Annotated in this window: 22 protein-coding genes and 1 pseudogene; 8 read left to right on the top strand and 15 right to left on the bottom strand. The window is 48.3% G+C overall.

The annotated features are described in order from the left end of the window. Positions 1 to 111 precede the first annotated feature (111 nt). Genes glpC through glpA form a run of 3 tightly spaced genes read right to left on the bottom strand, consistent with a single transcriptional unit; the run spans position 112 to position 4,327 of the window. The gene (gene glpC, locus ACF8PK_RS13605; RefSeq protein ID WP_004726856.1) at positions 112 to 1,338 is read right to left on the bottom strand and encodes an anaerobic glycerol-3-phosphate dehydrogenase subunit GlpC; all 1,227 of its coding nucleotides are present in this window, start codon (positions 1,336 to 1,338) and stop codon (positions 112 to 114) included. Continuing rightward, positions 1,335 to 2,660, bottom strand: a complete 1,326-nt coding sequence (gene glpB, locus ACF8PK_RS13610; RefSeq protein ID WP_392441777.1) for a glycerol-3-phosphate dehydrogenase subunit GlpB — start codon at positions 2,658 to 2,660, stop codon at positions 1,335 to 1,337. The genes glpC and glpB overlap by 4 nt, the downstream gene beginning before the upstream one ends. Continuing rightward, positions 2,657 to 4,327 (bottom strand): anaerobic glycerol-3-phosphate dehydrogenase subunit A, encoded by a 1,671-nt coding sequence (gene glpA / locus ACF8PK_RS13615; RefSeq protein ID WP_014257457.1) that lies wholly within the window; start codon positions 4,325 to 4,327, stop codon positions 2,657 to 2,659. Before glpA ends, glpB begins: the two co-directional genes overlap by 4 nt. A gap of 534 nt (positions 4,328 to 4,861) precedes the next feature. On the opposite strand from glpA, the gene ACF8PK_RS13620 reads away from it, so the two are divergent. Both ACF8PK_RS13620 and glpK read left to right on the top strand, forming a co-directional pair. Further along, on the top strand, positions 4,862 to 5,716 hold the full coding sequence (locus tag ACF8PK_RS13620; protein ID WP_004726853.1) for an MIP/aquaporin family protein: 855 nt from the start codon (positions 4,862 to 4,864) through the stop codon (positions 5,714 to 5,716). A gap of 51 nt (positions 5,717 to 5,767) precedes the next feature. Beyond that, positions 5,768 to 7,288: a glycerol kinase GlpK gene (glpK, locus tag ACF8PK_RS13625; RefSeq protein WP_392441780.1), complete on the top strand. Its 1,521-nt coding sequence runs from the start codon at positions 5,768 to 5,770 to the stop codon at positions 7,286 to 7,288. Positions 7,289 to 7,402: 114 nt separating this feature from the next. On the opposite strand, the gene ACF8PK_RS13630 is transcribed toward glpK, so the two are convergent. The 7 genes from ACF8PK_RS13630 to ACF8PK_RS13660 form a co-directional block, all read right to left on the bottom strand. Then, on the bottom strand, positions 7,403 to 7,663 hold the full coding sequence (locus ACF8PK_RS13630) for a YgjV family protein (RefSeq protein WP_004726851.1): 261 nt from the start codon (positions 7,661 to 7,663) through the stop codon (positions 7,403 to 7,405). A gap of 759 nt (positions 7,664 to 8,422) precedes the next feature. Continuing rightward, entirely contained in the window at positions 8,423 to 9,505 is a 1,083-nt protein-coding gene (locus tag ACF8PK_RS13635) for a hypothetical protein (RefSeq protein WP_392441782.1), read from the bottom strand. 1,565 nt (positions 9,506 to 11,070) lie between these two features. Beyond that, positions 11,071 to 11,601, bottom strand: coding sequence for a phage virion morphogenesis protein (locus ACF8PK_RS13640; RefSeq protein WP_392441784.1), 531 nt, complete (start codon positions 11,599 to 11,601; stop codon positions 11,071 to 11,073). Further along, positions 11,598 to 12,062, bottom strand: coding sequence for a phage tail protein (locus ACF8PK_RS13645; RefSeq protein WP_158141821.1), 465 nt, complete (start codon positions 12,060 to 12,062; stop codon positions 11,598 to 11,600). Before ACF8PK_RS13645 ends, ACF8PK_RS13640 begins: the two co-directional genes overlap by 4 nt. Next, positions 12,062 to 12,511 (bottom strand): head completion/stabilization protein, encoded by a 450-nt coding sequence (locus tag ACF8PK_RS13650; protein ID WP_014257443.1) that lies wholly within the window; start codon positions 12,509 to 12,511, stop codon positions 12,062 to 12,064. Before ACF8PK_RS13650 ends, ACF8PK_RS13645 begins: the two co-directional genes overlap by 1 nt. 108 nt (positions 12,512 to 12,619) lie before the next feature. Then, the gene (locus ACF8PK_RS13655; protein WP_392441787.1) at positions 12,620 to 13,657 is read right to left on the bottom strand and encodes a phage major capsid protein, P2 family; all 1,038 of its coding nucleotides are present in this window, start codon (positions 13,655 to 13,657) and stop codon (positions 12,620 to 12,622) included. 42 nt (positions 13,658 to 13,699) lie between these two features. Then, positions 13,700 to 14,527 carry a GPO family capsid scaffolding protein gene (locus tag ACF8PK_RS13660; protein WP_014257441.1) on the bottom strand — a complete coding sequence of 276 codons (828 nt, stop codon included), beginning with the start codon at positions 14,525 to 14,527 and terminating at the stop codon, positions 13,700 to 13,702. Positions 14,528 to 14,697: 170 nt separating this feature from the next. Here ACF8PK_RS13660 and ACF8PK_RS13665 point away from each other — a divergent pair, with 170 nt between their 5' ends. From ACF8PK_RS13665 to ACF8PK_RS13675, 3 genes are all read left to right on the top strand, one after another. Beyond that, positions 14,698 to 16,422, top strand: coding sequence for a terminase large subunit domain-containing protein (locus tag ACF8PK_RS13665; protein WP_392441837.1), 1,725 nt, complete (start codon positions 14,698 to 14,700; stop codon positions 16,420 to 16,422). A gap of 10 nt (positions 16,423 to 16,432) precedes the next feature. After that, positions 16,433 to 17,398 carry a phage portal protein gene (locus tag ACF8PK_RS13670; protein WP_392441789.1) on the top strand — a complete coding sequence of 322 codons (966 nt, stop codon included), beginning with the start codon at positions 16,433 to 16,435 and terminating at the stop codon, positions 17,396 to 17,398. A gap of 124 nt (positions 17,399 to 17,522) precedes the next feature. Next, positions 17,523 to 18,740, top strand: coding sequence for an alpha/beta fold hydrolase (locus ACF8PK_RS13675; protein WP_222735334.1), 1,218 nt, complete (start codon positions 17,523 to 17,525; stop codon positions 18,738 to 18,740). 166 nt (positions 18,741 to 18,906) lie between these two features. On the opposite strand, the gene ACF8PK_RS13680 is transcribed toward ACF8PK_RS13675, so the two are convergent. Further along, positions 18,907 to 19,515, bottom strand: coding sequence for a KilA-N domain-containing protein (locus ACF8PK_RS13680; protein WP_392441792.1), 609 nt, complete (start codon positions 19,513 to 19,515; stop codon positions 18,907 to 18,909). A gap of 596 nt (positions 19,516 to 20,111) precedes the next feature. Here ACF8PK_RS13680 and ACF8PK_RS13685 point away from each other — a divergent pair. From ACF8PK_RS13685 to ACF8PK_RS13695, 3 genes are all read left to right on the top strand, one after another. Then, positions 20,112 to 20,558, top strand: a complete 447-nt coding sequence (locus tag ACF8PK_RS13685) for a hypothetical protein (RefSeq protein WP_392441794.1) — start codon at positions 20,112 to 20,114, stop codon at positions 20,556 to 20,558. Between the two features lie 145 nt (positions 20,559 to 20,703). Continuing rightward, positions 20,704 to 21,426: a hypothetical protein gene (locus ACF8PK_RS13690; RefSeq protein ID WP_392441796.1), complete on the top strand. Its 723-nt coding sequence runs from the start codon at positions 20,704 to 20,706 to the stop codon at positions 21,424 to 21,426. A gap of 70 nt (positions 21,427 to 21,496) precedes the next feature. Continuing rightward, positions 21,497 to 21,772, top strand: a complete 276-nt coding sequence (locus tag ACF8PK_RS13695) for a hypothetical protein (RefSeq protein ID WP_158151150.1) — start codon at positions 21,497 to 21,499, stop codon at positions 21,770 to 21,772. Between the two features lie 93 nt (positions 21,773 to 21,865). Here the strand turns inward: ACF8PK_RS13695 and ACF8PK_RS13700 are convergent, their stop codons facing one another. From ACF8PK_RS13700 to ACF8PK_RS13715, 4 genes and pseudogenes are all read right to left on the bottom strand, one after another. Then, positions 21,866 to 22,117, bottom strand: coding sequence for a hypothetical protein (locus ACF8PK_RS13700; RefSeq protein WP_004726819.1), 252 nt, complete (start codon positions 22,115 to 22,117; stop codon positions 21,866 to 21,868). After that, positions 22,108 to 22,338: pseudogene (locus ACF8PK_RS13705) on the bottom strand (hypothetical protein). The gene ACF8PK_RS13700 and the pseudogene ACF8PK_RS13705 overlap by 10 nt, the downstream one beginning before the upstream one ends. A 10-nt stretch (positions 22,339 to 22,348) precedes the next feature. Continuing rightward, on the bottom strand, positions 22,349 to 22,765 hold the full coding sequence (locus ACF8PK_RS13710) for a glycoside hydrolase family protein (RefSeq protein WP_392441799.1): 417 nt from the start codon (positions 22,763 to 22,765) through the stop codon (positions 22,349 to 22,351). A gap of 115 nt (positions 22,766 to 22,880) precedes the next feature. Beyond that, positions 22,881 to 23,414, bottom strand: a complete 534-nt coding sequence (locus tag ACF8PK_RS13715) for a tail fiber assembly protein (protein ID WP_392441801.1) — start codon at positions 23,412 to 23,414, stop codon at positions 22,881 to 22,883. Position 23,415: the final 1 nt, after the last annotated feature.

A 23,415-nucleotide genomic window follows, 5' to 3' on the forward strand; every position in this document is an offset into this window, starting at 1 on the left:
AGCAGCAAACTAAAAGCGAAAGTGGCAGAAGAAAAGCGGGCAATGCCCGCTTTTTTGTACGTTGAGCGTTGAAACGACTTTCTTTGAAGACGCCTTTTTGGGGTTGGAAGACTAAGCCAGTGCTTGCGCTAGCAAGCTGACGGGGTGAATGGTTTCCAGCGCGGTGTTCTCTTCGATTTGCCATTTACAGGTTTCGCAGTCGGTGATCGCGAAATCTGCATCGGAGGCTTTGATCGAGTCAAACAGGTGCGAGCCGATTTTCATCGACACGTCATAGTTCTCTTCTTTAAAGCCGTACGTGCCCGCCAAACCGCAGCATTCGCTATCGAGGACAATCAGTTCTAGGCCCGGAATCATGCGCAGCAACTCAATGGTAAACATCACGTTGCCACTGCGTTCCAAGTGACAAGGCGTGTGATAAACCACTTTGAGGTTGACCGGTTTCATTTTCGGCGCATTGCCATTCATAAACTCTTTCAGCAGGAAGCGCGTGACGTATTCAATGTCGTTGGACACTTGGCTGTTATCGACGCCGAGCACATGCGGGTATTCCTGTTGCAGCGTGAACGAGCAAGTTGAGGAGGTTGAAATCACTTTGGTGTGATATTCATTGACCGCAGTTTCCATGTTCTTCACGTTCAGCAATGCGTTTTTACGCGCTTTGTCATGAAAACCGTTGGCAATCAAAGGCACGCCGCAGCATTTCTCGTTGTTCAGCAAGCGCACGCCAATATTCATCGCATTCAACACCTTCACCAGATCTTTGCCCAATTGTGGGTGGTTGTAGTTGACGTAGCAGCCATGAAAGTAGGTGACTTGGCGTTGATACAGCGGCTGGCTGGTGCAATTTTGTTTAAACCAGCGACGGAACGTGCCGTGCGAGTATTTCGGCAACGCTTTGTGGTCATGCACGCCGATGGTTTTGTGCATGATTTTTTTCACCAATGGCATCGATGTGGCGAAGTTCACCACTGGTGCAAATGGCGTGGCCAGTGAGCCGAACAGGTCGGTGTGGCTCAGCACGTAGTCACGCATCAGTTTCGGATTGAGCGGTTTCTTGCCATGTTTACCCCGCGCGACGGCGATGATGTCGCCGATTTTCACCCCAGAAGGACATGCGGTTTCGCAGCGTTTGCAGTTGGTGCAGTATTTAAGCGCTTCGTCGTAATATTCCGGGTTTTTAATGCGCAGGCGCTCGCCATCCGGCCCGCACTGTTTCGGGCCTGGGTAATCTGGGTTGGCTTTTGCAACGGGGCAGTACACCGTGCAGACGGTGCATTTAATACATTGGTCAAAGCTGGTATTCAGAGGAGCAGCTTTTGAAAATGGCGCGTTCATGCGAGCACCTCCTGATCGAATGGGTTAGGGTGAGACGCTGACAATTGAGGTTCTAGGCATTGCATGATGGCGTGGTAGGCGGTGCCAATCGCGACGCCGCCACCGCACCCTTCAAACACGGGATCGTAACCCGACAACATGGAGCCGCAGCAGTACAAGTTTTTAATGGTGACGCCGTTGCGCTGTGGGTTCAGCTGCGCGTTGGTTTCGACACCGAATGCCATAAAAGGGTGTGAACGGTCGGCAAAGAAGGCCGGATTGCGCCAATCAACGCGCGCTGGTTTATGCGTCACTTGCAAGCCAAAGATCGGTTCTTGGATGGCGTGTTGCTCGGCATGCAACCCTTGGCTGAAATAGCTGCCGGTTGCCATGATGTAGTCGTCAGCGCTGATGGCCATGTCGCGCAGGTTTTGCGTTTGCAGGCTGACCAGACGCTCGCCGTCAAACGTGCCGTTGACCACTTTGTCGCCTTTGAGATGAATGCCACCCAGCAGCAGGAAGGTGCGACTGAGCGCCTCTTCAATGCGAATACCCAGCAGCGATGGCGGCATGGTTGGCACTTCGTGAAATTGCAGTTGCGTGGTGTCGCGTAGCTTCGTGAGCAGCGTCAGGCCATCGCCGTTGCCCATGATCGCGGGCATGATCACCAAGTCGTTGCGATTGGCTGCACGCATCAAACCATCGCATAGCGCAGTCCACGCGGCATCGTGTTTTAGCAAACGTGCAATGTCGATTGAGCGCAGCTCATTTGGGTTGCGGCGGTATCCGTCAAACCCCGGAATCGACAGGGTGACCGTGTGAATCGGCACACCTTGAAAATCGGGATGCTGGTGAAGGTTATCTTTCAGCATTTGTGGCTGAAAATCGCGATAGCCATCGATCGAAACCACCACAATACGCTCAAACGAAACTTCTTGGCGGTGTTGGTAAACAAATGGCTGCGATAGCCAAGTCGCTTTGAGTGTGCCAAGCGGCGTGATGCGCCCGTGATTGGCCAAATCATCTTGATGCGATAGCGGCACGTTCGCGGTGGCGAGCGTTTGACGAAACCATTCCAGCCCTTTTTGCAGCGTGCTGCGACCCACCGTGTTGTACGGATGGGACGGCGCTTGTTGCTGCAATGCGTCGAGGGCATCAAACGGGTGGGTGACCGCGCTGCCATCTGGCAATTTCGCCAGCACATCAATGGAGCCGGAAGAGAAATGCAACGCGCTTTGGCCTTGATTGATGAGCACGGTTTTTTTGCCAGCTTGCAGGCTGCGAATTGCAGCGGTATAACCCGCAATGCCGCCGCCGATCACGGCCACATCATAATGCATCATAATTCCGCCTCCTGTTTTTGTTGTTCTGCTTGAGGGTGTTCTGATTGAGCGGGCTGGGGCAGGTCACTGGCACCGAGTAATCCTTCGTAAATCCAATAGCTGAATTCCGCTTCGCGCAGCGCATCCCCCCAGAAAATGGGTTTGATGCCTTTCCAGCGCTCTTCCAGAAAATCGACCAACAATTCGCTCGATTGACAGCCATCGACCTGACCATATTCGGAAAACAGGCTGGCCGCACGGTAGCTGCACAGCTCGCCCTGACAAGGACCCATGCCTAAGCGTGTGCGGCGGCGCAGATCGACCAAGTTGTTGACGTCGAGCTGTTTAATCGCGTATTCAATTTCGCCCGCGGTGACCATTTCACATTCACAAATAATCGCTTGGCTCTTGGCATCGTCAGATAAAAACTGCGTGGCGCGTTCACCATGGCGATAAATGGCGGATTCATACACCGGTTTGGCGATGCTGGCGGTTTTCTTGATGGCTTTTGGCGTTTCGTTTGACCCCGGCAGTGGGCGCGTGTGGGTTTCGCACGCTTGGGTATTGCCCAGTTTCTTCGCCACTAAGTCGGTCGCCCATTCCGCCATTAAGCGGTAGGTCATCAGTTTGCCGCCAGTAATGGTGGTGAGGCCTTTGAGGCCGTCGCGCTCTTGGTGATCGAGCAAAACGATGCCGCGGCTGATATTCCGGCCACTGCCATCGTCATCTACCGATACCAAAGGACGTACCCCCGCGTAGGCACGCAGCACGCGCGTATTGGCCATGATCGGCGCAAGTTTCGCGCCTTCTGCCAACAGCACATCCACGTCACGTTCGGTCACGTGCAAGTTGTCGATCTGGTCGTAATCAATGTGTTCGGATGTGGTGCCGATAAGTGAAATGGTGTCACCGGGCACCAGAATGTCGGCATCGGAAGGTTTACGGCAACGGTTGATCACCAAGTTATTGATGCGGTAATCGAGGATCAACAGTGAGCCTTTAGCAGGGAACATCTTGATGTTGAGGTCGGCATATTCGCAGATATGTTGTCCCCAAATGCCCGCGGCGTTGATCACTTCTTTGGCAAAGATTTCAAACTGTTGGTTGGTGCCCAATTGCAAACAGCGTACACCGAGTATGGTATCGCCTTGGCGAATTAAGCTGGTGACGATGGTGCGGTTGAACATGCGCGCGCCGTGCTCTTTGGCATCAAGGACGTTTGAGGCACACAAACGGAACGGATCCAGCGTGCCGTCGGGCACTTTCACCGCACCGATTAGCGCCGGGTTCACGTTCGGTTCAAGCGCGAGTGCTTCTTTCGGCGTTAAACGGGTCGCTTCGATACCGGCATTGCCGCAAGCCTGAATAAAGGTGTCTTGAAAGCTGAGTTCGTCTTCAGGCAGGGTAATGAATAGGCCATCGGTCGCTTCCACACAATGGCGAGCGATGCGTTTGAGCGTTTGGTTTTCCTGAATGCATTCTTTGGCCGATTCTGCATCAGTGACGGCATAGCGTGCGCCTGAATGCAGCAAGCCGTGGTTACGACCCGTGGTGCCGGAGGCGATGTCATCTTTCTCTAACAGAATGCACGCGATGCCTCGCAATGCGCAGTCTCGCATGATGCCTGTGCCAGTCGCGCCGCCGCCAATGATGACAACGTCGGTTTCCATTCGTTGATAAGCCGTCATGACCTTTACCTTATGCAACTTTAATAAACTTACAACTAGTATGTCTTTTTTTATCATTTACGTTCGATATATTGCTCACAAAAGCGCGAACGAGCGTTAAATTGATAGTTTTGGTGATTGTTTCGTGTAGGTGTGGAGAAATTAACCAACAATGTTGCTGATATTTAACAGGGTTAGGCACATATTTGTTACATGTAAATCGATGAAAACAAGAATAAATGCGCTAACGAGCTGGTCTGATGTGCAAGCGGAGTCAAGAACGTTGTTGGTAAATGAAAACGTATGATGCCTTGTTTAATAAGCAATTGCTCAGTTTATTAGGGTTATCTTGATTAGAAAATGGCGCGATAAAAACTAACCCTACTGATGAAATGATCAAAATGATGCGCCAATTAACAAAAAACGAGTTTGACATTAACAAATTTGTGCTCGAACGCTCATAAATTTCCTTATTCGATTTTCGAGAGTGCTCTTCTGTGTCAGATTTGCCCCACACAAAGTTTGTGTACATAACTATAAACAGGACTCTTACTTATGACTCGAACAAAACAACATACTCTTTTAGGAGAGTGTATCGCGGAGTTTATCGGCACCGGACTGCTGATTTTCTTCGGTGTGGGTTGTGTGGCAGCACTCGTGCTGACTAGCGCACAATTTGGTCAATGGGAAATCAGTATCATGTGGGGCATGGGCGTTGCCATCGCCATCTACTGTACAGCTGGTGTCTCAGGGGCTCACATTAATCCCGCGGTAACGATCGCTCTGGCCGCTTTCCATGGTTTTGATAAAGCGAAAGTGGTTCCTTATATTGTGGCGCAAGTGCTGGGTGCCTTCTGCTCGGCAGCATTGGTTTACGGCTTGTACAGCAACCTTTTTACCGATTACGAAATCGCGCACAATTTTGTACGTAGCAGCCAAGAAGCATTGGCCACTGCGGGTATCTTCTCGACGTATCCGAATGCTGCCTTGTCGTTTGGGGGGGCGTTCGCGGTCGAATTTACCATTACAGCCGTACTGATGTTTGCGATTTTGGCACTGGGCGACGAAAACAACGGTGCACACCGTAATGCGCTGAACCCACTGTTGATCGGTATTCTGATTGCAATCATCGGCGGCTCGCTTGGTCCACTGACTGGCTTTGCGATGAACCCAGCGCGTGACTTCGGTCCGAAGCTGTTCGCTTACCTGGCCGGTTGGGATTATGCACTGAGCGGCGCCAAAGACATCCCATATTTCATCGTCCCGATTGCAGCGCCAATCTTGGGTGCATGTTTTGGTGCGTGGGCATATCCGAAATTTATCGCGGTTTATCTTCCAACCGTAGGAACGGGCTGTACTATCCCGAACCAGTGTGATGACGTGGAAGAAAGTGAACAAGCACACGTCTAAAATGAAAGTAATTCGAAGTTAGCAAGAACGTGAAACTATAAGGAATAAACCATGACTGAGCAGAAATATGTGGTTGCATTAGATCAGGGCACCACCAGCTCGCGAGCTGTTGTACTCGACCACGATGCAAATATTGTGAGCGTTTCTCAGCGTGAATTCACTCAAATCTACCCAGAAGCGGGTTGGGTTGAGCATGATCCAATGGAAATCTATGCAACTCAGAGTTCAACGCTGGTTGAAGCACTGGGCAAATCGGGTATCCGCAGCGATGAAGTGGCGGCGATTGGTATTACCAACCAACGTGAAACCACCATCGTTTGGGATAAAGAAACAGGCAAACCGGTTTACAACGCCATCGTATGGCAATGTCGCCGTACGGCTGAAATCTGTGAAGAGCTGAAATCTCGTGACGGACTGGAAGCGTACATTCGCGAAAACACCGGTCTGGTTCTGGACCCATACTTCTCAGGTACCAAAATCAAATGGATTCTGGATAACGTAGAAGGCGCACGTGAAGCGGCCGAATCGGGCAAACTGCTGTTCGGTACCGTTGATACATGGCTGGTGTGGAAAATGACTCAAGGTCGCGTACACGTGACTGACTACACCAACGCATCACGTACCATGCTGTTTAACATTAATACCCTGCAATGGGATGAAAAGATCCTGAAAGAGTTCAACATTCCTCTGGCAATGATGCCAGAAGTGAAACGCTCTTCAGAAGTGTACGGCCAAACCAACATTGGTGGTAAAGGCGGTACGCGTATTCCAATCGCAGGTATTGCGGGTGACCAACAAGCGGCGCTGTACGGCCAAATGTGTGTTAAAGCTGGTCAGGCGAAAAACACGTACGGCACAGGTTGCTTCCTGCTGATGAACACCGGTCAGGAAAAAGTGACTTCAAGAAATGGTCTGCTGACGACTCTGGCTTGTGGTCCGAAAGGCGAACCTGCATACGCACTGGAAGGTGCAGTATTCATGGGCGGCGCTTCTATCCAGTGGCTGCGTGATGAGCTGAAACTGATCTCTGACGCTCACGATTCAGAATACTTCGCAACCAAAGTAGATACCTCAAACGGTGTGTACGTGGTTCCGGCGTTTACTGGCCTTGGCGCGCCATACTGGGATGCTTACGCTCGTGGCACCATCGTTGGCCTGACTCGCGGCGTGAACTCTAACCACATCATCCGTGCAACGCTGGAAAGTATCGCTTACCAGACTCGTGACGTCCTGGATGCGATGCAGGCAGACTCAGGCATTCGCCTGTCGGCTCTGCGCGTGGATGGCGGCGCGGTTGCCAACAACTTCCTGATGCAGTTCCAGTCTGATGTTCTGGACACCGAAGTACACCGTCCGAAAGTTACTGAAGTCACAGCACTGGGCGCTGCTTATTTGGCGGGCTTGGCTGTTGGTTTCTGGGATGACTTGGAAGAGCTGAAAGATAAAGCCGAAATTGATCGCAGTTTTGAACCTCACCACGATGAAGAGAAACGTCAACGTCGTTACAAAGGTTGGAAACGCGCGGTGAAATGTGCGCAAGCATGGGCTGAGTTACATCACGAAGAAGAGTAATGTAACAACCATTGTGTGAATGACCGTTTCTTCGTAGGGGGGAAGCGGTTATCGGGGAAAAGTAAAAGCCCGGGTAATTGCCCGGGCTTTTTTACACGTCTTTTTTATTTTTATTTAAGCGGCGTTTTGCACGCCTTCGGCTTTGTCAGCCTTCTTTTCTTGCTGCATTTTGAACAGGAAATATACGTTAACGCACGCAATGAACGCGTTGGTCGCGACCACTGGCCATGCGTTAATCATCAAACCGTACACAACAAATAGTGCACAGCCGATAAAGTTCAAAACGCGAAGTTTGACGATGTCTTTCATCGTAAGTGAGATAGCCACGCCGATTGATGCCGCGTAGCCCATGATTTCAACCATGTTCATGTCCATTTTTTGACCCTCTTTAAGTTTGCCGAACAGTGTCAGTGTCGGTACCAATCTTCTCGTCGTGAGATAAGTGAGGATGCTCCATGCCTCGAATGGTTCGGTTGTTTTCTATGATTACTATAACAACAGGGTTATTGTGATGAAACCCTCAAAAACGAGTTCGGTGAAGGTTAGCGATTACGCAAACGTTTAATGCTGTTCACAGTTTTATCATTACCCAATTCTGTTGGTACAAAAAGTAATCAAAAGGGCAGGCCGAGGAAGCGGGTGAAGCTAACGAAGCGTGTCTGTAGAGCGTTTGAAGTGGGCTTAAGTGAACTTTCAGAATTGTTGACTAAAGAAAGTGTTGAAAACCACTTGGGAAAGGTGAAGCGCTTTAGTGTAGCCGTTCCAGATATCTTATCACTGTTAATCAACACGGTACCTTATGCCTCAATTGCGAGTGTTCTAATTGCGTGGATTAGAACGAAGCAAAACCGAAAATTTCATATTTAGTATGCTGACGACACATCAATCACACTCGAAGGTCATCATACCAAAGAAGAAGTTGAATATTATTTCAACAAGAAAGAGAAAGCGGGAATTTTCGTAGAGTCTGCGCCTGCTAAAGATGGCCTTGGCTGAAGGTTCAGCGTGAAAGTTACAATGGCTCCAAAGTGATGGTTTATGATCATTCAGGAGCCGTTGTTGTATGTGGGTATTAAGCGTCGGTTAGGAACGCGAAAGCATGAAACTTAAACTGAAAGTGCCAAGCTTTGGTAATCACTCACTAGTGACCTTAATCTTCATTGGTTTAGGGTTAGTCTTCGTTGGCTTGCTATTACGGTTCCATTTTAATAATGCCAAATTCAATCCAAATGCAATTAAATATAACACAAAAGAAAAACCAAAATCATAACGCTCAGGTACAAACATTCTATAACCATCGGGGGTTAATATGACATCATCGCGGCTAAAACCATGTTTACTCGCTTCGTAAATGGCAGAGAAATAGTCGCCATTTTCGATCATGCCAGACATAGATGTCTGCGCTTCACCATAGAAGGGTAATTGTATGCCAACCAATAAGTGAGCAATAATGGCACAACTCAACAAAGCTAGGGAAAAATTCAATGCAAAAATATGATATTTTTTTATGCATAACAAAGCAATAACTGTAATATTAATTGCAGCTATAACATAACGACCATTACTCTGTATGAAATAAGTGTTTAGCAGATCAGACATTTTTTTAAATATAAAAAGTGAGCTTGGTAAATCCATCACTAATGCAATGGCTGGCTGTATAAGGACCAATGCGACAAAAATTAAATAAAAATGATTGCGGTTACATTTTAATAGTACCAAATTTAACCCAAAGGCAATTAAATATGATGCAAAGGAAAAGCCAAAATCATAACGCTCAGGCACAAATACTTTATAACCACTGGGGGTAAATTCTAATATGACCTCTAACCCACTAAAACCATAACTTATCGCTTCACTAATGGCAGAATAATAGTCGTTATTTTCTATGGATGTCTGCGCTTCACCATAGAAGGGTAATTGTATGCCAACCAATAAGTGAGCAATAATGGCACAACCTAATAAGACTAAGGAAAACTTTAATGCAAGTTCACGATATTTTTTCATGTATAAAAAAGTAATAACTACAATATTAATTGCGGCTGTAACATAACGACCATCACCCTGTATAAAATTGGTGTTTATCAGCTCAGCTACTTGTTTAAATATAAAGGTTGAGCTTGGGAAATCCACCACTAATGCGATGACTGGCTGGATAAGAACAAATGTGATAAAAATTAAATAAAAATGATTAATTGTTTTAAAATTGTCTTGATTCACATCAACCTCGATTGATTCTCATTAATTATTAATACAAGTAAGAGTCATCACAATAAAGGATAATCTCAACGCCGGATTAACGATTTAAAATTATACACAACCAGATAATCAGTAACAAAGTTGCCTAACGAATCCCCTCAAAATCCATTTTATAAACAATGAGAGGGACGCACGCTGTACCCTTTGATCTAATGAATATCGCCAAAATCATATTCCAACAAAAGGAATTAATAATGCGTGATATGCTATTTCTTAACCTGTTATATCGGAATGGGCACATTCAATAAGAACAGGAACATGATGCTGTGTTAAGTAGTTATAACGCTACAACCCTAACTAAACCATTGCACCATAAACACCAAACCCAATGACAGAATTAAAAATTCCAAGCGTTGGGAATCACTCTTAAATACTTTGTTATATGCATTAATACACATTTGCTAATGGAGTTTATTCATCGTCATTAGCCTTTTGCTGAAATTCAGTCCACCATCCAGTATATTTACAGTCGGTACAAATAAGATCTTGAGTATCCTTCCCCTTGATCTTTTCTTTCTAGGGCCTAGTTGTTGAGCCACACTTGAGGCAAACAGCTCCTGCTCTTTTTATATTAAAACCTTATATTTTCAATGGATTAAAAATCAATAAAATCCTGTTTTTCCATCTGTACGTCCTGAAATAAGAGTAACTGTTGGAGACATGGATGCGCGTGCTTTATATTCACAATGACATTCTGGACAATAGTACTCTTTTGGCTCTTCGTGCCCTTTTTTACTAGGAATGCTTACATGAAAAACTGCACCACAGTGACATGTTTGCTCACGACTAGATTTCTCATCTCCATAGTTAGCTTCATATGGGGCGCTCAATTTATATAACATCTATTTATCAAAGTCATAGCAATTATAGCTAACTTTGTTGCATATAATTGTGAGCAAGATTGGATTTAATATACGTAACGCCCTGCTAAGGGGGGAACAACGCAAGGCCGAAGCAGCTGCAAACCACCTTAATCACTAAATTCAACGCATAGTAAAAATGCCACGCGTTATGAGTTCCTCTTGAGCAGTTTGTTAGTATGCAGACCAAAGTTTTGATTTTGCATTATTTTAAACTTTGCAAACAACAAACCTTATTATGTGCTTTGATGTACTTTAGCCAAGCGTAATCTCAACGTGGCTACTCAATGAAACCACTTGGAACAAACAGCACCGCAAAAAGCGAACTCACAACACCAGAAATTGCTTTTGGAAAGACAATCTCACAATGCGTACTTTCAACAAAAAGTTCGACTCAGCTAACCCCAAAGTCATCGCACTAAAGAATAAATCAACCGTTAAAACGATGCCAATTTTGGATTTTTACCACGCTAATTAACACTGAAATTGAACGCCGATACGACAATTTCAATATTGAGATTTTACCATTAGATCTTGCGATATAGTTGCGTTTTCCTCCTGCAAACTAACGCCGCATTAAGGTGTGACGCACGCTTGGCTATACTTGAGCGAAGCGAAAATGCCAAGCGTAAGGAATTACTCTTAAATGCTTTGTTAGCACACTGGCTATTTGTCCTGCAAAATTACTTCGGCCGCCATGGCGAGCAGCTCGCGCTCAAGTACCGGTGTCCAGCCAATGAAGGTACGCTGGGGCATCTGATAGTTCTGTTTGACCCGCCGCCCGCCTTGCCAGCGTCCGGTCTTGCTGTCGAAGAAGCCATTCACGCGGGGGGTAAACGAGAGCTGGCTGCCTTGATTGTGCTCCTGACCGATGCGCCCGGCGACGCCCGCAAGGCCCACTTCAAAATGGTGTCCATCGGCCTGCGTGCGCAGGGATTTCGACAGGCCCATCAACATGTTCTTGTTGTTGACGGTATGGCGTGACGTCCGGTCTCGCAGGCTCACTTTCTTGCGACCCGTGCGGCTCTGGTACGGGTTATTCTCAATGTCCCGCTGCGCGCGGATTTGAGCGCGGAAGAACTGGCGCGCGCGGTTGGCCATGCGCCGGTTCAAATCCAGTTTTTCCGTGGCGGTCAGCACCAGACGCTCGACAACCTGAGTGAGCTGCTCCGGTGTTTTCAGCGTGAGTTCGTTCATGGCAAATCATCCAGATGGCCGACAAACAGCACCAGTTCGCTCAGGTCGTCTTCGTCGACACGGGCAGCAAAATCGCCCACGCATTCAAAACGCTCACCGTGTTGTTGCCAGTTTCCTTGCGGGTGGGCTTGCAGTGAGAAGGCTTCCCGCAGGTCAATCTTGATTTTGATGTCGCAGCGGCCGTTATCTAACAGCTCGGTGGCGAAGGTAGGAAACGGCAACCCTTTTTCCATCCGGTACGGGTCGTGCGTATTCATCCAGGAGACTAAGTGCATCATCAGAATGTGCGGCTGCACTCTGACATCCTGCATAAACACGATGGCGGTGTACTCGAGTTCAAACCCGTCGACGCTGTCGCCCTGAGTGCAGAAAAGCGCGCCGTCTTCGGCCCAGACGGTGAAGTTCTTGGCATCCGTTACGTGTTGTCTGAACAGGTCCGTTAAACTTTGCAGCGCTTTCATCACACCACCTCAAAACAGTAGGTTTCCTGCCCGTGAAGCAGCAGATCTACTGCTTGGCGGTATTGCACCTCGCAATGGTATTTCTTGCTGCTCAGCGCTTCCTGACGCTCTGCCGCTTCGGCGGTGGCATCGGAGCTGAGGCGGATGCCGATCAGCTCGCTGGCCGTCAGCGCAAACACCGCCTGGGTGTAGAGCGTGGTGCCGGATTCTTCATCACCGAACTTGGCCTTTGAGAGCGCGGCAAGGTTCTCGTACTGCGCGATGGTATTCACCAGCTCGCGGTGCACCTTAATGCGCGAGACTTTCGCCTGTTGCAGAATGCCTGCCTCTGTCTCATTGCTGAGGAAATGAAACAGAGACTGAAACTCTGAGATTTTGAGCGCGGGAAAGTTATCCGTGGCGGGCAGCTCGGAGGCATACACGTCACTTTTATTGCCGATAAATTCCATACATCACCTTTGAGGGAATGCAGGCAGCAGTGCACGAATAACAATCTGTGTAGGAGCCAGATTGATAACGTGACAGAGCCTGCATTGGAGGGTGTCAGTCTGGCGCGGTTATACCCACGCCCCGTTGATTTTCAGTTTGACGTTGCCGAACTCGACCGCCGCCACTTTTTCAAGCTGCTCGATGACGTATGCCATGTTCATCGACTCAAAGTTTTCCATCTGGTCTTTGGCGTCGTTTTTCTTACCGACCGTGCGGCGCACCGAGTCTTCCTGAATGTAGATAGACAGGTTGTCGTAGCTGGTCACCATGATGCCCGTTGACGGGAAGCCCGGAACCGATACGGCCGGCAGGCCGCCATAGGTACCGATGACCTGACGCTCCTGAATCTTGCTCTTTTCTGTCGGCGTATTGCCGTGCGCGTCGTAGAACTTGGCCTTTTCATAGGCCAGCAAATCAGAGCCGATGATGGCAATCAGGTCTGAGTCGTTTTCGCACGCCGGATGCAGCAGGTTTTTCAGGTTTAGAACCGCCAGATCGAGGTTGGCAAAGTCGCCGCCTTCACCAATTTGGATAACGCCGGACCCTTCCGCACCTTCGGTGATTAAACGTTCGGCGTTGTGCTCGCGCATCGCCTGGAACCAGCCTTTGTTGACGTCTTCGCCGTTCGGGTTGGCGGCGGCATCCGTATTCGCGGCCGCGGTTTGACCAAACCAGCCGACGGTGATTTTGTTGGCGTCGATCTGCTCGCGGGTGTGTTTGGAGACAATCTGGTTGAAGTTCTTCATGTGCGCCCAGGCATCGAGCTTGGCATAGCGGATCGCCGTGTCGAAGTTGGTCTGCACGCAGGCGTAAGGCATGGCTTTCATGCCGTGGTAGTCTTTCGGTTTGCGCTCGCCGTCGCCGGAGGTGTCGGTGCGGCTGGCAATCATGCCGCTCACGCCCAGACCAATCGCTTCACCAATCTGGTTTTTCACGGTGATGATGTTGATTCGGTTCAGGAACCAGTTGCTTTCACGAATGGCCGCGATGATGCGCTGAGTGCCGTTCGGCGAGACGTTGAACATCTCGGTGGCGTTCTCGACGCCGTTTTGCTGCGCGACCGCCTGAACGTAGGCGCTCAGTTTCTTTTTGGTATGCTCTTGCATGTGTTTACCTATACAAATGGGGTGAGAGACTAAAGCCGGCGCTTACAGGTACTGTTCGGGTTCCGCATCCTGACCGGCCAGTTTGCGCGCCTGCTCATCTGTGATGCTGCTCAGTTTGGTGGTCAGTTCGCCAAGCTGTGTAGAGAGCTTTTCAACCTTTTCTTCCAGCTCGCTTTTCTGCGGCTCGTCTTTAACTTCCGGCTCGGCGGGCTGCTCTTTGGCGCTGAGTGTCTGCACCAGTTGGCCGAGCTGATCGCTCAGCTTGGTGTTCTGCTCAATTTGTTGCTGCAGCAGCTCTTCGGTTTCTTTGTTCATGTCGTCTTCTTCCTCGGTGTGAGAGAGCTGCTCGGGCACGTTTTCGCCTTTGAGCCAGCTTTTGAATTTTTGAAACAGCGACGTGTCTTCATCGGACAAGTCGGGTTGTGAAACATGCAATGCGTTGTAATTCACCGTTTGACCGGTACAGACAAGAAACACATTTTTTGCATTGCGTTTGGCCGATAAATGCACTTGCGTGGTGCCCAGCGAGGCGGGTTTGTCCGTGAAGGCAAGTCCGGTTAAGTAGGCTTTACCGCTATTCGCGAAATCTTCCTGATACTCACATGAGGTATGCAGCAACTGACCGTTTTCGATGTTTCGCAGCAGGTGAGAGTTGGGTTTGATTTCAGCCCACAGTTCGTCATCGCGTTTTTCTACCGACAATACGGTGCCGCCTTTCCAGCCACTGTCGTAGTGGTCGTCATTGATTCGCGCGGCATAATTGGTTGGGTTGTACGTTTCCGCGATATCGTCAATCACTTTCTGCGGGATATCTCGCCCGTCGACAGTGGGGCCAGCTTTCAGAATGCAAATTGGCTCTGACTTAAACATGGAATATCTCTTCTCGTTTCGATGATTCCAATCTAACCAATGGCCTTAACTTTTTGTATTCACGGCGATTCTAGATACCCGATATAGAAAGTCTCTCTGCTGAGTCGCGGCGGGCTCTGTTGCACACTGCCAGCATGAAAACGAATCTGGCTATTGAGCAATCCTCCCCGATGTACACCGCAGACCAAACCAAAGCGCTTGGCCTGTATCTGCGTCAGTACAAACCTGCCGAAGTTGCGCAGGCGGTGGGCGTTGCGGTGCGAACCGTCCAGCAATGGATTTCGAAATTTCACTGGAAAGCGATGCGGGACGATGCGCCCGTAGAGCTGATGCTGCGCCAGCGGATTGCTTATCTGCTGTGGCTCGACCAAAAGCACGATGAGCAGCTCAAAGAGCTGGAAATGCTGCTGGCCCAGAAGCGCAAACGCGATGAAGCCGAGAGCCGGCAGCATCGGCCTGCAAGCAGTCACAGCGAAGGCAACAAGCGCGGCCGCAAGCCGAACAAGGTGAAGAACGACGTGTCGCACATCACCCGAACGGTGCTGGACGAGTTTCGAGAGAAGACGTTTTTCGAGTACCAGAAAGACATTCACGCCCACAAGTGCAATCCGGAGCTGAACGAGTTCCGCTTTTACCTCAAATCGCGCCAGATTGGCCTGACGTATTACTTCGCCTATGAAGCGTTTGAGGATGCGGTGCTGAACGGTGACAACCAGGTGTTTTTGTCGGCCTCGCGCAAACAGTCTGAGATCTTCAAAAACTACATCCGCCGTTTCGCGCTGGAGATTGGCGACGTCGAGCTCAAAGGCAAAGATGAGTTGCAACTTTCCAACGGCGCGACGTTTTACTTCCTCTCTACCAACGCCCGCACATCGCAGGGTTTTAACGGCCATGTCTATTTCGATGAAGTGTTCTGGATCCCCAAATTTGGTGAGCTGGACGACTACGCGGGCGGGATGTCGATTCACGATAAGTATCGCACCACGTATCTCTCGACGCCGTCGACCGTGGCGCATGAAGCGTATCCGAAGTGGCAGGGCAAGAAAGAGCAGGGCATTGACATCAGCCACGCAGCGCTCAAGAACGGCTCACTGGGTGTAGATGGTATTTTCCGCCAGATCATCACCATTGATGACGCGATTGAGAAAGGCGCCACGTTCTTCAACATGGAGAAACTGCGTCGCAAGTACCCGGACAAAACCGTATTCGACAACCTGCTGCGCTGCGTATTTCTGGATGATTCGGCGTCCATCTTTGCGCTCAAAGCGCTGCTGGCGTGTAAAACCGATTCATCGCTGTGGAAGGACGTGGACCACAACAAAGCGCGGCCCGCGGGCAACGCTGAAGTGTTGGTGGGGTATGACCCGCGCGGCGGCGGTCAGGGCGAAGGCTCCGACGATGCAGGATTGGTGGTTGCGCTCAAACCCAAACGCAAAGGCGGCGTGTTCCGGCTGATTGAACGGGCGCGCCTGAAAGGCTCCAGCTACGAGCAGCAGGCGCTCGCGATTAAAGCCATGACCGAGAAATACAACGTGGTGCATCTGGCGATTGATGTCAGCGGCGTCGGGTCGGCGGTAGCCGAACTGGTGCGCAAGTTCTACCCGAGCCTGATTGAGCTGGATTACTCGCCGGAAGTGAAACGGATGATGGTGTACAAGGCGCGTGAAATCATCAACGACGGGCGCCTGCAGTTCGACGGGGAATGGGATGACCTGGTGCATTCCTTTCTGATGATCCGCCAGCAGACCACCAAAGCCAGCAATCAGGTGACCTTTATTTCCAACCGCAGCAAGGTGGGCTCGCACGCAGACCTGGCCTGGGCTTCGATGCATGTGATGCACTGGGAGCCGATTGATATTCACAGCGAGGATGACACCACGGTGTCGTTCTTCTAGGAGACAGAACGTGATTGAGATTGAATTTTCTAACCCGGTCAGTGTGATGAATAGCGATATTCTCAGCTACCTTGAAGTGGCGCTGATTGATGATTTGTACGAGCCGCCGATCGCGCTTGATACGTTGGCCAAAGCGCTGCGCGTGAACCCGATGCATTCGAGCGCGATTGAGTTTAAACGTAACACGCTGACGTACGCCGTCACGGTGAGCGACGTGCTGCCGCGCCGCGACCTTAAGCGATTCATTCAGGACTACCTCACCTTTGGCAATGGCTACTTTCAGGTGGTGCGCAATCTGTTCGGGCAGGTGGTGCACATCAGACACATTCCGGCGCTCTACATGCGCCGCCGCGGTGATTTGGGTTACACCTACAAGCCCCGTGCCTACAGCAACGAAGGGCGGATTGATTATCGCGACGGGCAGATTTTTCACCTGGCTGAATACGATGTGGCGCAGGAGCTGTACGGCCTGCCGCAACACGTCAGCGGGCTGACCTCTATTTGGCTCAACGACGATGCCACGCTGTTCCGCCGCCAGTATTACCGCAACGGTTCCCACGCAGGTTACCTGCTGTATATGAACGAGCCGGGCATGACCAAAGAAACGGAAAACGACATTCGCAACAAGCTGCAGGCCAAAGAAGGGATGGCGTTCAAAAACCTGTTTGTGAATGCCAAGGGGAAAGACACCAAAGCGCCGGAACTGAAGCCCATCGGCCAGGTGGAAGCGAAAGACTCGTTCAAAGACGTGAAGAACCAGACGATGAATGATGTGCTGGCGCTGCACCGCGTACCGATCGAGCTGATGAGCATCCGCCGCGAGAGCATTACCTCACTCGACCTCAACAAAGTGGACTGGCTGTTCCACAAAAACGAGCTGTTGCCACTGATCGATTCACTGACTGAGCTGAACGAGTTTGTGGGGAGCGAAGTGTTGAAACTCAATGAGTATGTGAGTTTGGTAAAAGAGAGCTGAAGCCTCAAACCAATTTAAGAATCCGCCAATCTATTCTGAGTCGGAGGAATATAGTAACCTGCCCAGCAATCTAACTATTTGGCCTTTTCCAATCAGAGTTATTTCTTAGATAAAGGATTATATTTTGAAGCGTAACAAATTAATCGTCAGTCTCTTAGCCGGACTGATTCTTATAGGTTGTGTCAGCCAATCTGACTCTACGAGACCAGCGGAAGATACTAATGTTGTGGCAGTTGATACTGCGGGCCCTGCTGGCTCCGGACAAGCTAGTGCTGCTAGTGGCGGAGAAGTCACGCAAGCTTGTGGGGGGGTGATGTGTTGGCTTATGGAGTTATTCGGTCCAGCAGACGACAGACCTAATCATGTCGTTATGGATGTGTACTATGCGACAGATCGCCAACGTGTTGATAATACAGAGAACAATACTTCATTTGGGACACGAAGATCGAAAGATATAACCTATGGAGTGGCTGAAGTTAGTATCCCTAAAGGTCACAAGATTGGAGAGATTGAAAGGCCAGCATATTGGAAACTGGAGTTTTCAGAGGATCCAGATGACCATCTGATGTTGAGGAAAACAGAAATACTTAATAAGTCACTATATTTTAACAGGTTACGTTCACAGTTTGTTGATTCTGAAAATCTTCTTATCTTTATTCATGGATATAATGTGTCATTTGAGGATGCTGCACTTAGAACTGCTCAGATAGCTTATGATCTAAGTTTTAAAGGTGCACCAGTGTTCTACAGTTGGCCATCTCAAGCGAAAGAGAAGTCTTATATGACTGATGAAAATAACATCAGGTGGTCTCAGGGCAACATAAAGAATTTCATTACCCAAGTATTAGAAAAAACGACATCCCAAAACATCTATTTGATTGCTCATAGCATGGGAACCCGTGCACTTACACAGGCATACCTTGATGTTATGGATGACATTCCTTCGGCAAAGAGCCGAATCAAAGAGATTATTTTGGCCGCCCCTGATATTGATGCTGATCTTTTCAAGAAAGATATCGCCCCTAAAATGGTAAGTAAAAACAGCTCAGTTACTTTGTATGTTTCTTCAACGGACGTTGCTCTTATGATGTCTAAGACAATACATGGCGGTTACTCAAGAGCAGGCTATTCAGGTGGGGAGCCAGTAATCGTAGAAGGTATTGATACTATTGATGTGACCAATGTTGGTGTAGGTTTCCTTAACCACTCAACTTTTGCTGAAGTTCGGCCTGTCATGATGGATATTTATAGCCTTATTCATCATCATAAGCGAGCATTTGAAAGAGCTGGATTAGAGCCAGTTGAAAACAGCAATGGCACTTATTGGCAGTTTAAGAAATAAGGCTCAAATCAGGGGAAGTCACTACAGAACCAAGCAAGTTAGGTGCTTCTCCTATATTTTTTATACATTGTTTTTATCTATAACGTGTCTTTGTCCAAATGTGAGTTTATTCATATCCACCTGAGCCTAGAACAACACCTCGTTGCCTAGGCTCATGCCAGTTTCATCAATGTTTTTGCTCAATGAAGCGCTTTAGTTCGTCGGCGCCTTGATATTCCAACACCATTCCCTTGTATAAGTTGATGTGGTTAATCGCATCAATTTCCGCATCTACCTGCGAGCGAAACACTTTAAGCTCGCTTTCCATATGATCGCAAAACGAACGCATCATGTTGATTTGCTGCTGCATGGTTTGATACTGGCGGTGGCTTTCTCCGTGGCGCGCTTTGAGTTCGTCGAACTGCGAAAAGGCACATTGTAAGAATCGGGCTTGTTTGGCAGTGAGAGTGACACCGGACGGCGCAATTTGCGGTTGGCTTGTGATTGCTTCGAACGCGCGGATGACTTGCAGGTGAAACCTGGCGCTAATCCACATCGCGTAGGCGTAGACCAGTTCTTTGCATACCCAAGTTCCTTTGCCATTCTCAACTTTATGTGTGCTACCCAGATCTGGGTAGCTTGCGATTTCAGCTATTAATTCCTGAGTTGTGTCCAATCGAAGAAAGCGGCTAGGTTGGTGTTTTGCAGCATTCCCGCTGGCTTTATGCAGGTCATTCAGCGAATACAAATTATCAAGAGTGCGAATACCCTTAGATAGAATGGTTAGTTTGGTCATAGTGACCTCCGAGAAATTATTTGGAGTTCACCATCGAGTGAGATTTCGGGTGGTGAACTGAACAAGGATCTCACTACCGTTTCCTCGGAACACGGCCAGCCGAAGCTGCCTCGCCCAGCCCACCATAGGCGAGGTGTATTTGCGCATAATCGCAGCAAATTCACCATGTGCAGGTGTGCCGAAGCCGCACAAAAAAACCAGCAGCAAGCTGGCGTCTATGCGCCGAGAAATAAACTGGGGAGTGAGATGCCCACGGGTACTGGATTTTGCCAGTACAGCGATAGGGTAAGGGCGGCGAGGGTAGGGTGTCAATGCTTTAACACACACAAATGTGCGTAACTGTGCACGACGCTATCAGCCCCGGCAAACTGTCGCAACTCGTTTCCGGCCTGTTACGTGGGATTAGATTATAGGTTTGGGGAATTGCATATATGTGCAATATTGCATGGTTTTATTGATGGAAAACTGATAATTTTCTGCAAAACAACTAGTTAACTGTGCGCGTTATAACTAGTTTTATGACGCACCGCGTATGCGCACTAATAGGATGTTACGTGATTTTTAATTTTTGTGACTGATTTTAATGGAGATGAAGAATGCAACCTAAATTTTGGAAATTATCTCAAGGTACGCGTGAGTTTGAATTTCGAGATATTATTGAATCTATCAATTCTGGACTGGTTTATGTCCATAAAGATACGCGAAGTAAAGGTACTTCCTCTATATCTCAAGCAGAAGATTTTATGAATGCAAATGTTGGAGATTATTTTTACCTCACTCATGGGAATGAGGGCATTTACCTTCTTGGCCAGTTTATTGGACCAGCAAATCTATTTTCAAAGTATGGTGATGGTTGGTTAGAAAGAGAGTTTAAGTTCATCTTTGCTTCCAATAATCGCAATAGTTACTCAGGTGAACACAAATGGTGGACTCCTAATGATAATTCTACGTTTACGCGTGTGCCTGAACATGAAGTTGAACAATTTGAATTAGAAATTTTAACTCCTTATTTTGGTGTGACTTTAAACGATTTTGGGCTCTAAGCACATAACAAACGCCTCAAGAGGACCGCCAATGCATGGCGTTCCCAGTCCTAATGAGCGGCGGTGGTTACGGTTGTGTTTGAGTATAGTGTTATGTGTTGTCAGCCCCTTAGGTGGGCTATGTGCTATAGAGGTAAACGGTGACATGGATAAACGTTGGGGCATAAGTATCGATATAGAGGGTTTTTCCAATCTTTACGAGAATAGCGAAGCCACTCAGACTAAGGCGATTTGGGGCTTACACCAACTTATGGATGCCGTCATAAAGGTGGGACAAAAAGTTTACCCTGGAGATCCAAATAAAAACTACTGGGATCGAATTTTTGCACACCAGTTTGGTGATGGTTTTATCCTTGTTTCCAATTTCGAAGAACCAGACCCAAGTCGTTGTATTGCAATTGCCGTATCTCTATCAAGGCATATGTTGCTTCAAGGGTTTGCTACTAAAGCAGCTATATCTACTGGGTGTATGAGTGATATTAATGGTTGCTACCCGGATGCAATGAAAAATGCCAAGAACAATACTTTAGAACTGGGTACGGGATTAATGACTTCGATCCCCGTTATGGGTACTGCTCTGACAAAGGCCCATAAACTCGGTGGCAGAGTTTCTGGCAACGTCGTTGTAATTGATGTTTCTCAATTTTCTACTTTTCCGAAGGACTTAGTGGATAAATGCGAAGACAATATTGGCTACATAAATTGGATGTCAGATCAAAATAACCTTGCCTGTGAAATATCACAAAAGGCAGGCCTTAAATTTGGAAGTGAAGTGGAATTACTTAGCCATTTTTCTACTTATATAAACACTTCGCCGTGTCCTCCTAAAAAATGGATTGAGGGTAGTCGTAAATGTCAAAGCACATAACAAGTAAAGGCAATCCGACGCGCAAAATACGCGCGCGGTTGCTTTAGGCGTTATGTGAATGGAGGCTTTAATGAGTCATAAAGAAAGAATCAATGTATTGTTTAATCAAATGGCGGATGAGCTATTTGATTTTATTCTCAAGTCTGAAGACGCATTTCCAGAAAAGTGGGTCCCAGCTGTATTCATAAAGAAACAACTCGATCTTGTAAAAAATGCATATCCTCAGGGGAATAAAACAGACAATCGTACAGGTTGGTTTTTTGCAACATTAGCTCGACATCTACAAGATCAGAATCGTGTGAGTTTTAAAAAGGTAGGCTCAAGGTCTTTCTATCAGACGAAATAAATTTACGTAGCAAACGAATATGACGTTCAACAGTGAACCGGGTAAGTTCTCTATTCAATAGTGCGGTACGGGAACCTTGTGGCTCCCGCTGGACTAAGCGACTTCTCTCCCTTGCAATAGGGAATGAATCCGGTCGAATTCCTTCACCATGCTGCGTTCAATCCGATCACCGAGTTCTTTGACATCGTCTTTCGTTGCGTAGGTTTCTGCCACATGGGTTTTGTATTCGCCCAGCTCTTTGGACAACCGGAACAGGTAGCCAATGAGCAAACTCAGGATCAGCGTCACGAACGTGCCAAAGGCGAGTACGGCATTTACCCAGCTTGGGTCCAATGTCATTCCCATTGCTCGACCTCTTTGAGTTTTTTGCCTTTCAGCGACAGGATAATGTCGTTCACGGTTTCCTGCGTGACATCATTGGTGGACAGGGTTTTGATTTTCTCCAATCCCCAAATCACCAGGCGGCTGGCAAAGCGTTCCAGAATGACTTTCTAGGCAACCTGAAAAAACAGACCTTTCAGTACTTCCCAGAGTGTTTTGCCGAGGATACTGGTTAAAAAAGTCATGGTGTTCTCCTTATTGCAGTGGCGCGCCGGTGCGCATCATTTCGCTGAGTGTCTTCGCCCGTTTGCCAACCTGACGTGCCCAGCGGCTGTTGAGCATTTCGTTGGCGGCCACATGCCACAGTTGCTGCTCGATGGCGGCGATCATTTTCTTGAACATGCCAAAGCGGGGCAGGCCAAGATTGAAAATCATGTCGACGATCACCGCCTGACGCGTTTCGTTAAGCGATGCGAAATAGGGCAGCGTTTCTGCGTCTTTCACCGTAGCATCAAGATCGTGTTGAAGCAGGGTTTCCGCTTCTTGTTGGCTGATGCCGTTATCCTGCAGGTTGCGGCCGTAACCGATGGTGAGTTTTTGATTGCTGCAGTGGTAGGGCTTCAGCCGCAGCCCTTCGTGTTTTTTGATGAGTTGGGTTGCCAGTGCTTTCATGGTTTAACCTTCGTTGAATGAACAAAGGCCAGTGTATCGCCCGGAATTACTGACTGATATTGAAGCGGTTTCTAGATGGGGGATGTAGAAAACCCGGCGCTGAGGCCGGGTTTGGTTATTCGGTGATTGGTGCAATTGGCCAAGGATTGTCGGCTCGAATTTTCAGATAAGCAGCATCCGCCTGCGCTTCATATTCAACGGCTTTTTCCTCATTACCTTCCACACGGCGAATCATTTTCGCTTCATTGTTCAGGCGATCCACAATCTGTGTATAGAGGCTTTCACGGATGTTGGTGACCTTCTGCAATTCAGCTTCGTGCTGTGCTTGCAAATCCGTTTGCCAGTTGTCCGATGCTTCATCCCAAACGTCAAAACTGGTGTCGGGCTTTTTGAGTGTCCAGCTATCTTCAATTTCACCAAGTCGTTCGACTTGTTTGCTTTGCAATGAGGCAGATTTGTTGTAGATGGTTTTCCCTCGAAAATCGACCATGTATTCAGTGCCACTTAAATCAGCGTTGGCGATTACTGCAAAACCTCCTTTTGTCGGTAGAGGTTCAATCAACAAAACGTTACGAGGCATGTTCCATTTGTCAGTGTCACCTGACCCAACCACTTCACGAGTCTCTTTATCAACTGTCCAGTATTTCATG

The organism is Vibrio sp. CJQ_6 (assembly GCF_043106745.1).
Classification (GTDB): Bacteria; Pseudomonadota; Gammaproteobacteria; order Enterobacterales; family Vibrionaceae; genus Vibrio; species Vibrio furnissii.

What these genes read in the sequence shown, in the direction of transcription:
- glpC (WP_004726856.1), bottom strand. Translation starts at nt 1,338, where the DNA reads ATGAACGCGCCATTTTCAAAAGCTGCTCCTCTGAATACCAGCTTTGAC.
- glpB (WP_392441777.1), bottom strand. Translation starts at nt 2,660, where the DNA reads ATGATGCATTATGATGTGGCCGTGATCGGCGGCGGCATTGCGGGTTAT.
- glpA (WP_014257457.1), bottom strand. Translation starts at nt 4,327, where the DNA reads ATGACGGCTTATCAACGAATGGAAACCGACGTTGTCATCATTGGCGGC.
- ACF8PK_RS13620 (WP_004726853.1), top strand. Translation starts at nt 4,862, where the DNA reads ATGACTCGAACAAAACAACATACTCTTTTAGGAGAGTGTATCGCGGAG.
- glpK (WP_392441780.1), top strand. Translation starts at nt 5,768, where the DNA reads ATGACTGAGCAGAAATATGTGGTTGCATTAGATCAGGGCACCACCAGC.
- ACF8PK_RS13630 (WP_004726851.1), bottom strand. Translation starts at nt 7,663, where the DNA reads ATGGACATGAACATGGTTGAAATCATGGGCTACGCGGCATCAATCGGC.
- ACF8PK_RS13640 (WP_392441784.1), bottom strand. Translation starts at nt 11,601, where the DNA reads ATGAACGAACTCACGCTGAAAACACCGGAGCAGCTCACTCAGGTTGTC.
- ACF8PK_RS13645 (WP_158141821.1), bottom strand. Translation starts at nt 12,062, where the DNA reads ATGAAAGCGCTGCAAAGTTTAACGGACCTGTTCAGACAACACGTAACG.
- ACF8PK_RS13650 (WP_014257443.1), bottom strand. Translation starts at nt 12,511, where the DNA reads ATGGAATTTATCGGCAATAAAAGTGACGTGTATGCCTCCGAGCTGCCC.
- ACF8PK_RS13655 (WP_392441787.1), bottom strand. Translation starts at nt 13,657, where the DNA reads ATGCAAGAGCATACCAAAAAGAAACTGAGCGCCTACGTTCAGGCGGTC.
- ACF8PK_RS13660 (WP_014257441.1), bottom strand. Translation starts at nt 14,527, where the DNA reads ATGTTTAAGTCAGAGCCAATTTGCATTCTGAAAGCTGGCCCCACTGTC.
- ACF8PK_RS13665 (WP_392441837.1), top strand. Translation starts at nt 14,698, where the DNA reads ATGTACACCGCAGACCAAACCAAAGCGCTTGGCCTGTATCTGCGTCAG.
- ACF8PK_RS13680 (WP_392441792.1), bottom strand. Translation starts at nt 19,515, where the DNA reads ATGACCAAACTAACCATTCTATCTAAGGGTATTCGCACTCTTGATAAT.
- ACF8PK_RS13685 (WP_392441794.1), top strand. Translation starts at nt 20,112, where the DNA reads ATGCAACCTAAATTTTGGAAATTATCTCAAGGTACGCGTGAGTTTGAA.
- ACF8PK_RS13690 (WP_392441796.1), top strand. Translation starts at nt 20,704, where the DNA reads ATGGATAAACGTTGGGGCATAAGTATCGATATAGAGGGTTTTTCCAAT.
- ACF8PK_RS13695 (WP_158151150.1), top strand. Translation starts at nt 21,497, where the DNA reads ATGAGTCATAAAGAAAGAATCAATGTATTGTTTAATCAAATGGCGGAT.
- ACF8PK_RS13700 (WP_004726819.1), bottom strand. Translation starts at nt 22,117, where the DNA reads ATGGGAATGACATTGGACCCAAGCTGGGTAAATGCCGTACTCGCCTTT.
- ACF8PK_RS13710 (WP_392441799.1), bottom strand. Translation starts at nt 22,765, where the DNA reads ATGAAAGCACTGGCAACCCAACTCATCAAAAAACACGAAGGGCTGCGG.
- ACF8PK_RS13715 (WP_392441801.1), bottom strand. Translation starts at nt 23,414, where the DNA reads ATGAAATACTGGACAGTTGATAAAGAGACTCGTGAAGTGGTTGGGTCA.